The sequence below is a fragment of the Adlercreutzia equolifaciens DSM 19450 genome (genome assembly GCF_000478885.1).
Taxonomy (GTDB): domain Bacteria; phylum Actinomycetota; class Coriobacteriia; order Coriobacteriales; family Eggerthellaceae; genus Adlercreutzia; species Adlercreutzia equolifaciens.
In genome coordinates, this window is sequence record NC_022567.1 from 1,654,584 (window position 1) to 1,670,327 (window position 15,744).

Genomic DNA, 15,744 nt, shown 5'->3' on the forward strand with positions numbered 1-15,744 from the left:
TGATGCTGTATAACAAATTCCCCTGTTTTCCCTGGTCAGAGCGCTTATCGTTGTTATGATTTCATAAACTTATAGTGGCTATATTTTTATATGATTATTGGTTTAGCGACATACATAGTCCTACTGTCTATATATGACAACAACATTATATGTTGAAATGAAATAGCAACCCATCTGTTATGCAACAGAGGAAATTTTTTCAAAAAATTTTTTACAACAAGATTCCCGGCACAAAAACCCCGACCAACGGGCTCAGGGTTTAACGCTCTACCTCAAGCACTCATCAAGACACTCAAGCAGAAAACAAGTCTTGAAGTATATGTTGTATTACGCTACTGTGTTTGTGTCAACGGATGTAAGTCCCGGGTGCTGGCGGTGCCTCTGGAAGTATTGGATCGACCAATGCGAAAGGAGGTGGAGCCTATGGAGATAGCCAACGAGATCCTCGGATTGCTGACGTCAGTCGTCGTGCTGGCAACGGCAGTGGTTAAGCTCTATATCCAGAGCGCCGAGCAGAAACGTCTTAGTGAGAAAAAGAGGGGCCGACTGAGGAAGCAGCCGACCCTTCCACTCACAACGGCACTGCCCGTTAAGCAAGCCCGGGCTTTCCGTTGGCGTCATCATAGCATGGCGAAACGCCGCTTTCAACCTACTTCATGAGTTTCTTGATGAGCTCCTCGTACGCGGCCACAGCGGCCTGCAGCTCTGATTTGTGGCTCTCCCAATACTCGTCCAGCGCCTGGCGCATCACCTCGGCGCGGGTGACCTTCATCACCGAGGCCAGAAGATCGGCGTGCTCGCGCTGCTCGGCAGTCATGGGCACGAGCACCTGGGCGGTCATGCGCGCACCGGAACCTTCGACGGCCTCTTCCACCGGTGCAGCCTCCACGTTTTTCTTGCGAGGCTTGCGCGTCCGGGAGGCCTTAGGCCTCAACGGGGGCCCGTCGACCGACGCCTCAGCGCTTTCCACCGCCAGATTACTCTGAGTCGAGAAAGAGGCCTCCCCTACCGTCTCAGGCTGTGCCTCCGCTGCTCTCGCAGCCTCCGCCGCTTTCGCCGTCTTCGCTCTCGTGGCCTTCGCACTCGTCTCTTTCGCAGGCGAAAGAATCTCTTCCTCGGGCGCAGATTCAACCTCTTCCTGTGCTGCGCCGATGAAGGCCGCAGCGGCGCGGGCGGCGTCCATTTGGGCGCGCAAATCCTTCTTAGCCATTGACATCCTCCAAAAGCTCCTCAATGAAGAAGCGGTAGTCGTAGGCGACCTTGGCCGAAGGCGCGTAGGCAAAAAGCGACTGCTTCACCGCCTGGGCCTCTTTGATGACCGTCGCCTCGCGAATCCAAGCGCGGAAGACCTTAGTGTCCAATTCGGAAGCCATGGCCTCGGCGTCCTCGCGAATGATTTTCGAGATGGAGGTGCGCGGGTTGTAGCGCGTGAGCAGAATGCCGGCGATCTTCAGGTCGGGGTTGGTGTACTCGCGGATCGCCTGAATGGTGGCGGCCAAATCGGTGACGCCGTCGAGCGAGTAGGCGTCGGCCTGGGCCGGAATGACGACCCATGAGGCCGCCGTGAGCGCGTTCACCGTTAGGGTGCCCAGCGCCGGCGGAGTGTCGAGAATCGCGTAGTCGTAGTTCTCGGCCACCGCCTCCAAGGCCTTGCGCAGCCGGTAGTCCTTCCCCACCGAGGGCATGAGGTCGTCTGCCTTGCCGTTCAGGCGGCTGGCGGGCACCACGTCGTACCCGTCGATGGACTGGGCGGCATCGGCGACCGTGGCATCGCCGGTGAGCACGTCGAGCGACGAGAGAACCCCCGCCGTCTGCGCCTTCAGCGTCGTGGAGAGGTTCATCTGAGGATCGAGATCGACGTACAGAACGCGCGCGCCGTCTTCGACCAGTTTCGCGCCGATGGCCAGATTGGTCGTCGTCTTCGCAACGCCGCCCTTCTGGGAGGCCGCCGCCAATGTGATCATAATCGTCCCTTTCCGCCGCACGAGGGCATAGCTGACCTAGCCCGCTTCTTAGCAAAACGCACTATAACATATAATGTTATGTTGTCTATAGGGTTCTAGGATTCTAAGGGATTCCAAACACCGTCTTCAGTGACGATGGCGGTGATGAGTTCATAAGGCGTCACGTCGAAGGCGGGGTTGCGCACGGCAACGCCGAGGATGGGCTCAGCGAGCACCTCGGCGTGATCGCGCTCCTCGATGGGAATATCGGCTCCCGACTTCGTTGTGCAATCGATAGTACTTTTCGGCGCGGCCACATAAAACGGAATTCGAAAATAGCGCGCCATGATAGCGAGTCCCAGCGTGCCCACTTTGTTGGCCGCATCCCCGTTCGCGGCAATGCGATCGGCACCGACGATAACGGCATCTACCTGGCCTTCAGCCATAAGTGAAGCAGCCATGTCGTCGCACTGCAGCGTCACAGGCACCCCTGCGCGGGCCAACTCCCACACCGTGAGGCGCGCGCCCTGGTTCACGGGCCGCGTCTCGTCGGCGAACACACGGTTGATGATCCCTTCTTGTGCAGCCGCATAAACGACGCCGAGAGCCGTGCCATAAAACGCCGTCGCCAAACTGCCGGCATTGCAGTGCGTGAGGATGTTGAGACCCTGCTGCCGCGCGGAAGCACCAGAGCGCAAAGGAGCATCGCCGCCACGGTCATGGGGGGCCCCCGGAGCGCCACGTTCCATATCCAGCTTGTCGGCAAGCTCGCGCAGCAACGCGGCCCCATGGGCCCCGATGCGGCGGTTCACCGCCTCGTCTTCGGCAATAAGGGTCTCGACAAGCTCGTAGAGCGCCTCGGCCGTCTCCGCCGCCGTCTTGCCGGCAGCGCGGGCCGCACGCGCCGCCTCCTGGGCCCTGCGCACTCCCCAGGACAGGTTGACCGCCGTCGGCCGCGCCTCGGCGATCACGCGTGCGGCCTCTTCCAAACGATGATCAAACGTAGCCCGATCGATTTCTCCGGCAGAACCGATGCTCTCTTCGCAGTCGCGTTGCGCAGCAAGGCGCGCATCCCCCTCGGCCACCGCATACTCATAGGCCGCCAGCATCACCGCCGCCGCTCCCGCCACACCGATAGCCGGTGCACCGCGCACGGCCAGCGTCTTCACGGCGTCCACCACCTCGCGCCAATCCGACGTGCGCACCAGGATCAGCTCGCCTGGCAGGAGCCGCTGATCCACGAACCCCACCGCGGGCACTCCCCCGCTCTTCTCAACCCAAATCGTTCGCGGCAGGTTTTCCAAATTCAGATTCATAGTGCCTCCTTCATATCAAAAGGGCCGCTCCGTCGTGCGGAACGGCCCTTAGGGCTAGGCTCTTTCAGCGGGCGCTTAGCGCTGCTTGATGGCGGCCTGAGCGGCAGCCAGACGGGCCACCGGCACGCGATAGGGCGAGCAGCTCACGTAGTCCAGACCGATGCGGTTGAACGTGTGGATGCTCTCCGGGTCGCCGCCGTGCTCGCCGCACACGCCGCAGACGAGGTCGGGGTTGCCCTCGTGACCCAGCGCCACGCCCATTTCCACGAGCTTCGCCACACCGGGGTCAATCGTGGCGAACGGGTTGTAGGGCAGCAGGTGCTCGGCCAAGTACTGCGGCACGAACTCGCCCTCCACGTCGTCGCGGCTGAAGCCGAAGGTGGTCTGGGTGAGGTCGTTGGTGCCGAAGGAGAAGAAGTCGGCCTCGGTGGCGATCTCGTTGGCGGTGACGGCCGCGCGCGGCAGCTCGATCATGGTGCCGACGGGGATGTCCAGCTCGACGCCCTCGTCAGCGGACACGTCGGCGATGACGGCCTCGGCCACGCCGCGCAGCTTCGCGAGCTCGGGCAGCACGGACACGAGCGGGATCATGATCTCGGGTTTCGGCGAGAAGCCTTCCTTCTGCAGCTTCGCGCAGGCCGTGGCAATGGCGCGCACCTGCATCTCGGGAAGGATCGGGTACACGATGCCCAGACGGCAGCCGCGCATGCCGAGCATCGGGTTCTGCTCCGCGAAGCCGTCGATCTTCTCCAGCAAGTCGCGCTTCTCGGCGATGGCGTCGGCAGCGGCGCCGGTCGCTTCCATCTTCGCGATTTCCACGGCCAGCTCGCGCGGGCTCTCCAAGAACTCGTGCAGCGGCGGGTCGAGCAGGCGAACGATCACCGGCAGGCCGTCCATGGCCTTGAACATGCCGTAGAAGTCGCCCACCTGGGCCTCGAACAAGTCGGCGACGGCCTTCTCGCGGATGAGCTCGTCGTCGTTCAGGATGAACGTCTGGATGATCTGCTTGCGATCGCCCAGGAACATGTGCTCGGTGCGGCACAGGCCGATGCCCTCGGCGCCGAAGTCGCGGGAGAGCTGGGCGTCCTCGGGGTTGTCGGCGTTGGCGCGCACGCCCAGGGTGCGGACCTCGTCGGCCCACTCGAGGATGGTGTCCAAGTCGCCGGTGAGCTCGGGCATGACCAGCTCCACCGCGCCGAGAACCACAATGCCCGTGGTGCCATCGATGGAGATCATGTCGCCCTCGCGGATGACCAGGTCGGTGCCGGCGATGGCGGCCTCCTTCTTGGCGGCGTCGATCTTCAGCGCCTCCACACCGCACACGCACGGCGCGCCCATGCCGCGGGCGATAACGGCCGCGTGGCTCGTCTTGCCGCCATGGGAGGTGAGGATGCCCTCGGCGGCGATCATGCCGGCCAGGTCATCGGGGTTGGTCTCCCAGCGCACCAGCACGCACTTGCGGCCGGCCTCGGCGGCGGCCACGGCATCGGCGGCGGAGAAGACGGCCTCGCCCACCGCGGCGCCCGGGCTCGCGTTCAGGCCGCGGGCCACCACGTCGTAGGTGGCGTTCTTGTCGAACTGCGGGTGCAGCAGCTGGTCGAGCTGGTCGGGGGCCACGCGCATGATGGCCTCCTCCTTGGTGATGAGGCCTTCCTTCTCCATCTCGATGGCGATGCGCAGGGCGGCCGCTGCGGTGCGCTTGCCGGCGCGGGTCTGCAGCATCCACAGCTTGCCCTGCTCGATGGTGAACTCGATGTCGCACATGTCGCGGAAGTGGTTCTCCAACACGTCGAAGATCTCCTCGAGCTGGGCGCCGGCCTCTTCCAAGCCCTCGACGGTCTTCAGATCGGCGATGGGGCTCGTGTTGCGGATGCCGGCCACGACGTCCTCGCCCTGGGCGTTCACCAGGTAGTCGCCGTAGAACTCGCGCTCGCCGTTGGCGGGGTTGCGGGTGAAGGCCACGCCCGTGGCGGATGTGTCGCCCTTGTTGCCGAACACCATGGACTGCACGTTGACGGCGGTGCCCAGATCGTCGGCGATCTTCTCCTTCTGGCGATAGAGGACCGCGCGCGGGTTGTTCCAAGAACCGAAGACGGCCTCGATGGCCAGCTGCAGCTGCACCATGGGATCCTGGGGGAAGGCCACTTCCCCGTCGACCACGAGCGACGGATAGGCCCCGCCGTCGACGTTCTCGGCGAAGATGGCCTTGAACTCGTCGACGAGCTCCTGCAGGTCCTCGGCGGTCAGATCGGTGTCGGAGGCGACGCCGCGGTCGTTCTTCATGGCGACGATGGCGTTCTCGAACAGATCGCCGTCGAGGCCCATCACGACGTTGGAGAACATCTGGATGAAGCGGCGGTAGGAGTCCCAAGCGAAGCGCGGGTTGTCGGTCTGCTTGATGAGGCCGTTGATGGACTCGTCGTTAAGGCCGAGGTTCAGCACGGTGTCCATCATGCCGGGCATGGAGAAGGGGGCGCCGGAGCGAACGGACACGAGCAGCGGATCCTCGGCGTCACCGAGGCGCTTGCCCATGCGCTCCTCCAGGTCGGCGCGGTACTCGGCGATGGTGTCGAGCGCGCCTTCCGGCCACACGTTGCCGGCGTTGGCGTACTCCATGCAGGTTTGGCACGTGATGGTGAATCCGGGAGGCACCGGCAGCCCGATGTTGGCCATCTCGGCGAGGTTCGCGCCCTTGCCGCCGAGCACCCATTTCATCTCGGTGTTGCCCTCGGTCACATTGTTCCCGTTGGCGTCCTTGCCGAAGGCGTAGACGCGCTTCACTGCTTCTGTCACCTTACTTCTCCTTAAAGCTTAAGCGACGCCCCTTATGCGCGCCGCGATTGCCTTTCCCGCGCTTTTGCGCGCGCCCCGCCGGCCCCCTCGCCGCCGCCCCTTTCGGGTGCGATGAGCGCGAGGAGCGACGTGCGCGCGAATGGACGCGGTTGCCTTTCCCGCCATGCCAGCCGAGCCGGACAAGGCGCCCCGCTCCGTTTCGAGCTTAGCCGCAGGCACATCGCGGGCATCTCGAACATCGCGGGCATCCCCGAACGTCGCGGGCATCCCCGAATCGCGGGCATCCCTGTTGCCTGAGCACCGAAACGAAACAAGTTGGCTTCAATTATAAGGGATAATCTCGCCTATTTCGCGATTCCCCTCCCCCATCAGGCCGCAGTACCCCAAAATCTCACAAGCGGTCGTTTGCAACCCCAACTCTCCCCGCTCATCTGCCGATGGTGCATCATTCGCCCGAGACGATAGCGCTCAAGAAACGCAGCAGGAAAAACACTCTGGAGAACGAGCACAGCGGCACACGACAGTCTGGACAGTCTAGGAAATAGACACAGTGGCATACAGCCGCATTTCGATGCAAGCCCTCCACGGCCAGAAAATCGGCGTTAACTGCATCACGGACCAAAAAAGTGGCACTGACTGCATTTTGGCAAGCCATCTTCGTGGGTTTTGGCCAAAAAGCATTCCTCAGCTGCAAAAGCGACGCGCAAATCGCATCTCCGTCCTCTACCACAAGCCCGTGACCTGGCCTTTTTGATAACCCTTCTTTTCCCAGCTGAAGACAGTGGTCAATTTTCCCGTCTTAACTGCCAGTTCGCAATGCTTTTTTGTCCAGAAAGTGCCCGAGCAACGCTAGCGATCAGAACCCGTGGCTGGGCACCCCCGCTAAAACACCTCTGCGTGCAGCGCGCTTGACCGACAGCAAGACCGCTGCGCCGCAACCCACCCCTCGTCGAGATAATCATCCATGGACCATCTCAGCTGATAGAGTCGTTTTTGCCTTAATGCAAAGTTCTTGCAGCGCAAGCGTAATCGCGTGCCTCGTCTTGCGTGCGCCTCCTGGGCGACGTGGCGCATAGCCGAAGCGCTGGCCAACTGCGAAGTTGTAACGGTGATTACCTTCAGGCCGTCACTTTCCAGCGCCATGCGCTTTGTCGCGTCAAGCGTCGCCTGGCGCGCCGTAAGATGCTCGGCATTCGAATCGAATTCAATGTCGAGCTTGCAGTCCGGCAAATACAGGTCTGGAACCAAGCTCTTCCGTCCAGCAAGCGCTTTTGCCCGCTTTGAAGGCTTAATGCGCTTGTTCATCACCGACCCGCTCAATCCGAAACCGCCCAACCGCGCTGGGAGTCCGAGCACAAGCCGCATGAACACTTCAGGCGGCGATGCTGCCTCAGCGCAGACAAACCGCAGAGCCTCCCGCACGCGTGTAAGGCCATCGTGACCTGGGCAACGCTCGAGATAGGCGCCGATGCGTCGAGGGCTTGTCAACGGGGTCCGCCCCATAAGCCCCGACGGCACCGAGGGATCGAGGCCGAAAGTCGCGCATAGAAAGCATCCCGCTTGAATCAACGGGAGAAGATCGAGGCTCTGGGCCAGCTGAAGAAAGCATAATTCGGGACACGGAACAATAACGCCATGATCGATGCGCAAAAAGGACCCCGATCGATAGGGATACGACGAACCATGCAGATGCACATCATCGAGGGAGCAGCGCTCCCACTTAGGAACCAAGCAATGCACGGGGCGCGTAAGGTAAGGCATTCGCTCACGCACATAGTCCAGGGTAGCCTGCGTAGGGTAGCAGGATTTATCAAGGACGCTGGGGGGCGCCACCGCAGAAGGCGCATCGCCCGCAACGAGATAGTAGGCGAATGCCGACTCGCCGTAGAGAGCAACGCGCATGAACCTCCCCTTCCCATCGTTTGAACAACCGCCTCTCGCTTCGTTTCGCCTCCGCAGCGCGCAGCTTGAGCGATTCGACGCAACGGGCGAGAGGAAAGTGTTCCGCGTACTCTATGCCAGAAGCAGGCAATTGACTAGGGGTGCATTTTGCCGTCATCCCCGGCGCCAGTCGGGACTCCATCGGGAATGAAACGAGACATTGCGCTGAAGTTTTCAAAGCACGAGGTCACATGAGGGGAGTTATCAACAACCACGCAAGCCGATCGTCGTGCCGTTCCCAAAACGCAAAATACTTCAGGAACAAATTTCTCGTTGCTCTTCTTCGGCGAGCACCCACTGCACAAGATCCGCACATTCACGGCATTCCACGCAATTGCTCTGAAAGATATCTGGATCCGCAGCGGGGTGCGCTCGACGAAGCTTGCGGCGCGGCGCGAGCAGCAAGGCGCGCAGGGCTCGACGAGACACAAGAGGAGCGCGCCCGGCAATATATGCAGCAGAGCGCGACCGACAAATCAGGATCCTCTGGTGCGCCTCATGAATTCTTTTGGCCAAAAATGCCACGCTAGCTGGCAGCTATCGCCCTTATTTTGCCCACTACCTTGTTTTTCGAAAAGAGCTCTATAGCAGATTGGAGTTTTCCCTGTTCAGGAGCGCGCAGTTAGTACTCCGATTGAGCCCAGCGTGAAGCTGATGCAGCCAGCGGCTCCTTTTTGGCCAGAACCTGCCCCCAAGCCTCCGCAAAAGCAGTTTCCGCCACTTTTTTGACCAGCATTGGGAACAAAGTCGAGCAGCCGGCCGGGGGCGGAACCGCTGCAGCTAGTCGATGATGTCGGTGTTGGAGGGATGGCTGCGCTCGTAGTAGCGGAGGATCTCCTGGGCGGTTTCCTCCACGGCGCGGCCCTCGGTGTGCACGACGATGCAGCCGAGTCGGCGCATGAGGGCGCGGCTGGCTTCCAGGTCGCGGTAGATGTACTCGGGATCGGCGTAGTTCTTCGCGAGCATGACGAACTGGCCGCCGCCGGCCTTCCCCGCCGCCTTCTTGATGCGCTTGCGGCGGATGTCCAGCAGCACCTCCGGCGTGATCATGAGCCCGAACAGGCGCGTGCGATCGACGTCGAAGATCTGCGAGGGCGGCTCGGTGGTGGGGTCCAGCGGCACATTGGCGACGCGCAACCCCTGCTGAGCCAGATAGATGGAAAGCGGCGTTTTGGAAGAGCGCGAGACCCCCAAAAGCACGATGTCGGCCTTCGTGAGGTCCTCGGAGTTCTGGCCGTCGTCGTGGGCGATGGTGAACTCCAAGGCACCGATGCGCTTGAAGTAGTTGTGATCCACCACGCGCAGCATGCCGGGCTTGCCCACCGGCTCCATGCCGCTCATCTCGGAGACGGCGGCGACAGCGGCCGTGAGCACGTCCACGGCCACGATATGGGGATGCTCTGCCAAAAAGCCCTGCAACGGCTCGCGAATGTCGGCGTTGACCAGCGTGTACATGACGAGCATGCGGTCGTCGCCGAGCACCTCCTCGTGGTGCCGCGCATGTTCCAGCAGGTATCCGCGCACCTCCTCGAAGCTCTTCACCTTCGAGAAGATCTCGAGGTGCGGGCTCGTGACGCCGAACTGGGCCGCGGCGGCGCGCGCCACCACCTGGGCCGTCTCGCCGATAGAATCGGAGATGATGTGGATGGTGGGCACGCGAGCCGCGCGCTCAGCCGGCGTTTTATTGTGCATTATTTTTTCGCCATCTGGGAGAAGTCGGCCACGTGGGCGAAGACGTTGGCGAAGCGGTTCAAGAGCTTCAGGCGGTTCGCGCGAACCTCCGGATCCTCGTCCATGACCATGGTGGTGTCGAAGAACTCGTCCACCGGCGCGCGCAGGGCCGCCAGGGCCACGAGGGCGTCGGCGTAGCGGTCGTCGGCGAGAGCGGCGGCCACGTTGCCCTCGGCGGTGGCCACGGCCTCGGCGAGCGCCGTTTCCACATCCGTGAGCTCAGCTTTCTTGTAGCCGGTGCCCAGACCGATCTCGCGCAGGTTGTTCGCGCGGGCAAAAGCGGTGGCCAAGTCGTCGAAGACCTGCGGGTTCTCGGTGCGGGCGGCCTCCAGAGCCCGAGCGCGGCGGGCAAGCACGATCGGCTCCTCGATGCCGCAAGCGAGCACGGCGTCGATGGTGTCGGCCTTCACGCCGGCGTCGCGCAGGGCCACCTTCTCGCGGGTGATAAAGAAGTCGATGATCTCGCGGCGCACCTCGGCGTTGTCGAACTGAAGCCCGGCCTCGCGGTAGATGATGAGCGAGCCGTCGATGGTCTCCACCAGGCTGATCGGCAGGCCCGTCTCCTCCAGGATGGCCAGCACGCCCAGGGCGGCGCGGCGCAGGGCGAAGGGATCGGAGGAGCCGGTGGGCGCCTGGCCCACGGCGAACAGGCCGCAGATGGTGTCGATCTTGTCGGAGAGCGCCACCACCTGGCCGATGATGTCGGTGGGGATGGCGTCGCCGGAGAAGCGCGGGCGATAGTGCTCGGCGATGGCGCGGGCCACGCGAGGCGCCTCGCCGGCGGCGGTGGCGTAGTAGCTGCCCATGATGCCCTGGACGCTCGTGAACTCGATGACGGCGCTCGTCACCAGGTCGGCCTTGGCCAGGTAGGCCGATCGCGCGATGTCGCGCATCTCGGCGGCCTCGATGCCGGCGGCCGACGTGATGCGGGCCGACAGCTTCACCACGCGGGCGGTCTTGTCGCGCATGGTGCCCAGCGCCTCCTGGAAGACCACTTCATCGAGGCGATCGACGTAGGCATCCAGCGGCAGCTTCAAGTCCTCGTCGTAGAAGAACTTCGCGTCGTAGAGGCGGGCGGCCACCACACGCTCGTTGCCGTCGACGATGGTGTCCTCGTGGGCCGGGTCGCCGTTGGAGACGATGATGAACTTGTTGGTGAGCTTGCCCGCCTCGTCGTACAGCGGGAAGTAGCGCTGGTGCATGAGCATGGCGTCGACGATGATCTCCTCGGGAACCTTCAGGAACTCCTCGTCGAAGGTGCCCACCATGGGGGTGGGGTACTCGGAGAGGTTGATGACCTCGGTGAGCGTCTTGGCCGGCAGATCGGCGGTGAAGCCGGTGGCCGCCTCGATGGCCGCCACGCCCTTGCGGATGACCGCCTCGCGGGCCTCTTGGGTGGGCACGACGAAGGCGCCCTCCACCACGGACACGAGGTCGTCGGCCGAGGCCACGGTGTGCGGGCCGGGGGCCAGGAAGCGATGGCCGCGCGTCTCGCGATCGGCAACGAGTCCCGCGTACTCCACGGGAATCACCGTGTTACCCAGAAGCGCCACCAGCCAGCGCACCGGGCGCGAGAACATCTCGGTCGTGATGCCCCAGCGGCAGGACTTCGGCCAGGAGATGCCGTCGATGACGCCGCGCAGCACCTCGGGCAGCAGGGCCGCCACATCCTGGGAGGGAACCTGCCGCACGGCGTAGACGTACTCGGTGCCGTTCTCGTCGCGGCGCTCGAGCGCGTCCACGTCGAGCCCCTTGCCGCGGGCGAAGCCGATGGCGGCCTTGGTGGGGTTGCCCGCCTCGTCGAAGGCGATCTTGGCGGCGGGCCCGCGGAAGACCTCTTCCAAAGCCTCGGTTCGGGCGGCCACGTCGGCCACGATGGCGATGAGGCGGCGCGGGCTCGTGTAGATGGCCACCTCCCCGTGGGGGATGCGCACGGCATCCAGGGCCGCAGGCACGAGCTCGGCCAGCTGCTCGGTAGCGCGCTTCAAATCGAAGGCGGGAATCTCCTCGGTGCCGATCTCGAAGGCGAGGGTTGCGGTATCGGACATCTTCTAGGCCTCCTTCTCGGACGGATCGGACGACTCGGACGGGGCGGAGACGGCGTCCTCGGCGATGGTCACGAACTCAAAGGCGCGCTCGGAGCGATCGCCCGCAGCGGCCGCGGCGCCGGGGCACCCGCCACCGGATGCGGGCTCGGGGCACGCCGGCACGACGTTGGCGGCTTCCTCGACAGCCGGCTTCGCGAGCGGGTCGGGCACGTCGGCGAGCAGGGCGTCCAAATCGGAGGTGTCCACGTCCATTCCCACGACGTTCTTCATGTAGGACGCGCAGCAAGCCTTGGCGAGCGTGCGCACGCGCAGGATGTAGGCCATGCGCTCGGTGGCGGAGATGACGCCGCGGGCATCGAGCAGGTTGAAGGCGTGGCAGCACTTCAGCACCGAGTCGTAGGCCGGCAGCGGGAGCGACGCCTTCAGGGTGCGCAGGCACTCCACCTCGCGATCGGCGAACTCCTGGAAGAGGAACTCGGTGTCAGCCACTTCGAAGTTGAACGCGGAGTACTCGCGCTCGTTCTCCAGGTACACGTCGCCGTAGGTGAACACCACGCCGTCGTCGCCGCGGGCCCACACGATGTCGTACATGTTGTCGACGCCCTGGACGAACATGGTGAGGCGCTCCAGGCCGTAGGCGATCTCCACGGGCACCGGGTCGCACTCGAAGCCGCCCACCTGCTGGAAGTAGGTGAACTGGGTCACTTCCATGCCGTCGATCCAGATCTCCCAGCCCAGGCCCCAGGCGCCCAGCGTCGGGCTCTCCCAGTCGTCTTCCACGAAGCGCACGTCGTGGGCCGAGATATCGATGCCGATGGCCTCAAGAGAGCCCAGATACAGATCCTGGATGTTGTCGGGCGAGGGCTTGATGAGCACCTGGAACTGGTAGTAGAACTGCCCGCGGTTGGGGTTCTCGCCGTAGCGGCCGTCGGTGGGACGGCGGCAGCCCTGCACGTAGCAGGTGCGCCAGGTGTCGGGCCCCAGCGAGCGCAGCGTGGTGGCCGGGGCGTTCGTGCCGGCGCCCACCTCGTTGTCGTAGGGCTGCAGCACCACGCAACCGGTGCTCGCCCAGTAGCGCTGCAGGTTCATGATGACGTCTTGGAAGGTGGGGGGCGTCGCCTTCCCGACCTTCTCGGCAGTGTCTGGTGCCATGGGTCTCCTTTGCTCGAATTACAGCGGGCCGACGTCGGTCAGCGGCCAGTAGATGAATATCGCCTTTCCCGTGACGCTCGACTCCTTGATGGCGCCGAAGTAACGGGAATCCTGGGAATTGGTGCGGTTGTCCCCCATGACCCACAGGCCGCCTTCGGGCACCGTGTAGGGGTAGTCGATGGTAAGCCCGTAGTAGGGCGTCAGCGGGTAGGACGGCTCGCCGCGGGTGTAGGGCTCGTCCTGCAGCACGCCATCTACATAGACGCGGCCGTCGCGCAGATCGACGGTCTGGCCGCCCACGGCGATGACGCGCTTGATGAGGATGCGGCCGCCCTGCTCCGGATCGGGGTCTTGGAAGGTGACGATGTCGCCGGGCGCCGGGTCGCTACCGTAGTAGGTGATCTTCTCGGAGAAGACCATGTCGCCGGGCATGATGGTCTCCTCCATGGAGCCGGAGGGGATTTCGTAGGCTTGGAAGACGAAGGTGCGCAGCCCCCAGGAGAGCAGCACCACGAGAACCACGAGCACGAGCACGGAGAGCACCGTGCGCAGAAAGCTCGAGGCGCGCGAAGGACGGGGCTGGGGCTGCGGCTGGTAGGCGTAAGGATCGGTCCCATAGCCGTTGTCGTACATCTTCGGGATGCCCCTTCCACGTCTGCGCTCACAATTGTCGGAAACGCTATGATACCCCTTCGGCCGCGCCCGTCGGCGCTGGTTCCAACAACTTCAAAAATTTCTGGTCAGCGGGGGTAAGGCGCCCCGCGGCCTCGGCAGCGGCGATGAGGTCGGGGCGGGCGGAGGCCGTGCGGGCGAGGGACTGCTCGCGGCGCCAACGCGCGATGGCGGCGTGGTTGCCGCTCGTGAGCACCTCGGGCACCGCCATGCCGCGAAAGTCGGCGGGGCGTGTGTACTGGGGATATTCCAGAAGGCCGCTGGTGAAGGACTCGTCCACGGGGCCTTCGGCCGCCCCCAGCACGCCGGGCAGCTTGCGCACCGCGGCATCGATGACCACCATGGAGGCCAGCTCGCCGGAGGTGAGCACGTAGTCCCCCAGCGAGATGACGTGGTCGGCCAGGGCGTAGACACGCTCGTCGATGCCCTCGTAGTGGCCGCAGATGAACAGCAGGTGGTCGGCGGCGGCGAGCTTATCGGCGTAGGCGTCGTCGAAGGGGCGGCCCTGGGGGGCGAGGAAGACGATTTGGGGGCGGTGTTGTTGCGACTCCCCCTGGGGCGGGGCTGCGGGGTACCCTGATTCGCTCAGACAGTCCTCGCTCTGCGAAACAGCCCACTGGGCTGTTTCGTTCGCTGCGGAACTCGCTCGGTCAGGGCACCCCGTATCCCCGCCGGGCTCCCCCTTGGCCGCGGCAAGTTTTGCCTCCACGACGTCTTTTCCCAGAATGGCTTCTACCGCCTCGAAGATGGGGTCGCACTTCATGACGAGGCCGGCGCCGCCGCCGTAGGGGTCGTCGTCGGTGGTGCGGTGGCGGTCGTGGGTCCAGTCGCGCAGGTCGTGGGCGCGAAATTCCAAGATGCCCTTCTCCTGGGCGCGCTTCATCATGGACTCGCCCATGACCGAGTCGTACATATGCGGGAACGTGGAGAGGGTTTCGATGAGCATAGGATCCCCCTGTCGATGGGTGGCGCGGACGGGCGGAAAAGACGACGCGCGGGGCGTCCTACAGATCGAGCAGGCCGGCGGGCAGGGACACGTCGATGCGGCGGCCGTCCTCGTCCACTTCGACGATGAACTCGTCCACCAGCGGGATGAGCGCCTCTCCCCCCTCGGCGCGGCGCACCGTGAGCAAAGGCTGGGTCGCGCGCTCGGCGACTTCCACGACCTCGCCCACGTATCCCGCGCACTCGTCGTGCACCGACCAGCCCTCCCAGGCGGGCAGCGCCTCGGCCTCTTCCAACACCGAGGCGTCGATGTCCTCCTCGCGAGCCAGAAGCTCGCAGCCGGCAAGAAGCTCGGCACTGCTCAGATCGGACACCTCGTCGAAGAAAACGAGCGCCTCGTTCTCGGCCCGTTCCGTCACCTCACTCACGGTGAGCGTGCGGGGCGCGTCCAGCTGAGGCGGCACGACGGCCAGCGTGAGACCGGGGTGCAGCGCAAAGGGAAGGCCCGACGCACCGCGTGCGACGAGCCCTCCGTTCAAATTCTTCGGTTTCGCCAGATAGGCGATGGACATCCAGCCGCGCATTTAGTCGATGAGCTCCACATCGACCAGCTTGCCCGACTTCGACGCGGCGGCGCGGGCCAAGGTGCGGATGGACTTGATGACCCGGCCCTGACGGCCGATGACCTTGCCGGCATCGTCGGCGGCCACGCGGATCTCCACCATGATGTTGCCGTCCTCGGTCTCGGCGGCCGTGATGTCCAGGGCATCGGGCTCGTCGATGAGCGGACGGACGATGGCGTCGGTAAGGCCGGCGAGATCTTCCGTGAGATCGGCCATGGTGCTAGGCGTTCTCGCGGGCGATCGTCAGCAGCTTCGCGACGCGATCGGTGGGCTGGGCGCCGTCGGCGATCCAGCGGTCGACCTTCTCCATGTCGAACTGGATCAGGTGCGGATGGGTGCAGGGGTTGTAGCGGCCCACTTCCTCGATGAAGCGGCCGTCGCGCGGAGAGCGGGAATCGGCGACGACGATGCGGTAGTACGGGCGCTTCTTGGCGCCGTGGCGAGCGAGGCGAATCTTGACTGCCATGAAATGGAACTCCTTCTTGTACTTTCATTCTCTATACGCAAGCACTGCTCGCACAGTGCGGCGAAAACAGCAATTGCTTATATTACGGCTTGAGCGCGGGAAAGGCAAGCGCCC

Annotated in this window: 13 protein-coding genes; all 13 read right to left on the minus strand. The window is 63.9% G+C overall.

The features are described 5' to 3' along the window. Nucleotides 1–649 precede the first annotated feature (649 nt). The 13 genes from AEQU_RS06390 to rpsP all read right to left on the minus strand — a co-directional run bounded on the left by AEQU_RS06390 (nucleotide 650) and on the right by rpsP (nucleotide 15,630). Nucleotides 650–1,210, minus strand: a complete 561-nt coding sequence (locus AEQU_RS06390; RefSeq protein WP_041714563.1) for a hypothetical protein — start codon at nucleotides 1,208–1,210, stop codon at nucleotides 650–652. Then, nucleotides 1,203–1,964: a ParA family protein gene (locus tag AEQU_RS06395; protein WP_022740111.1), complete on the minus strand. Its 762-nt coding sequence runs from the start codon at nucleotides 1,962–1,964 to the stop codon at nucleotides 1,203–1,205. Before AEQU_RS06395 ends, AEQU_RS06390 begins: the two co-directional genes overlap by 8 nt. A 95-nt stretch (nucleotides 1,965–2,059) precedes the next feature. Further along, on the minus strand, nucleotides 2,060–3,259 hold the full coding sequence (mtnA, locus tag AEQU_RS06400) for an S-methyl-5-thioribose-1-phosphate isomerase (RefSeq protein WP_022740112.1): 1,200 nt from the start codon (nucleotides 3,257–3,259) through the stop codon (nucleotides 2,060–2,062). A 75-nt stretch (nucleotides 3,260–3,334) separates the two neighbouring features. Next, the gene (gene ppdK / locus AEQU_RS06405) at nucleotides 3,335–6,052 is read right to left on the minus strand and encodes a pyruvate, phosphate dikinase (protein ID WP_022740113.1); all 2,718 of its coding nucleotides are present in this window, start codon (nucleotides 6,050–6,052) and stop codon (nucleotides 3,335–3,337) included. Nucleotides 6,053–6,934: 882 nt separating this feature from the next. Beyond that, complete coding sequence (locus AEQU_RS06410) at nucleotides 6,935–7,954, minus strand: hypothetical protein (protein WP_022740114.1); 1,020 nt, start codon at nucleotides 7,952–7,954, stop codon at nucleotides 6,935–6,937. Nucleotides 7,955–8,773: 819 nt separating this feature from the next. Further along, a complete protein-coding gene (locus AEQU_RS06415) occupies nucleotides 8,774–9,685 on the minus strand; it encodes a pyruvate, water dikinase regulatory protein (RefSeq protein ID WP_022740115.1) in 912 nt (303 codons plus the stop codon). Continuing rightward, nucleotides 9,685–11,772, minus strand: coding sequence for a glycine--tRNA ligase subunit beta (glyS, locus tag AEQU_RS06420; RefSeq protein ID WP_022740116.1), 2,088 nt, complete (start codon nucleotides 11,770–11,772; stop codon nucleotides 9,685–9,687). Before glyS ends, AEQU_RS06415 begins: the two co-directional genes overlap by 1 nt. A 3-nt stretch (nucleotides 11,773–11,775) precedes the next feature. Beyond that, on the minus strand, nucleotides 11,776–12,924 hold the full coding sequence (locus AEQU_RS06425; RefSeq protein WP_022740117.1) for a glycine--tRNA ligase subunit alpha: 1,149 nt from the start codon (nucleotides 12,922–12,924) through the stop codon (nucleotides 11,776–11,778). A gap of 18 nt (nucleotides 12,925–12,942) precedes the next feature. After that, nucleotides 12,943–13,557, minus strand: a complete 615-nt coding sequence (gene lepB / locus AEQU_RS06430) for a signal peptidase I (RefSeq protein ID WP_022740118.1) — start codon at nucleotides 13,555–13,557, stop codon at nucleotides 12,943–12,945. A 46-nt stretch (nucleotides 13,558–13,603) separates the two neighbouring features. Continuing rightward, complete coding sequence (gene trmD, locus AEQU_RS06435; protein WP_022740119.1) at nucleotides 13,604–14,542, minus strand: tRNA (guanosine(37)-N1)-methyltransferase TrmD; 939 nt, start codon at nucleotides 14,540–14,542, stop codon at nucleotides 13,604–13,606. A gap of 58 nt (nucleotides 14,543–14,600) precedes the next feature. Then, nucleotides 14,601–15,125, minus strand: a complete 525-nt coding sequence (locus AEQU_RS06440; RefSeq protein WP_022740120.1) for a ribosome maturation factor RimM — start codon at nucleotides 15,123–15,125, stop codon at nucleotides 14,601–14,603. Beyond that, complete coding sequence (locus AEQU_RS06445; RefSeq protein ID WP_022740121.1) at nucleotides 15,126–15,380, minus strand: KH domain-containing protein; 255 nt, start codon at nucleotides 15,378–15,380, stop codon at nucleotides 15,126–15,128. 4 nt (nucleotides 15,381–15,384) lie between these two features. Beyond that, nucleotides 15,385–15,630 (minus strand): 30S ribosomal protein S16, encoded by a 246-nt coding sequence (rpsP, locus tag AEQU_RS06450; protein WP_022740122.1) that lies wholly within the window; start codon nucleotides 15,628–15,630, stop codon nucleotides 15,385–15,387. Between the last annotated feature and the right edge of the window lie 114 nt (nucleotides 15,631–15,744).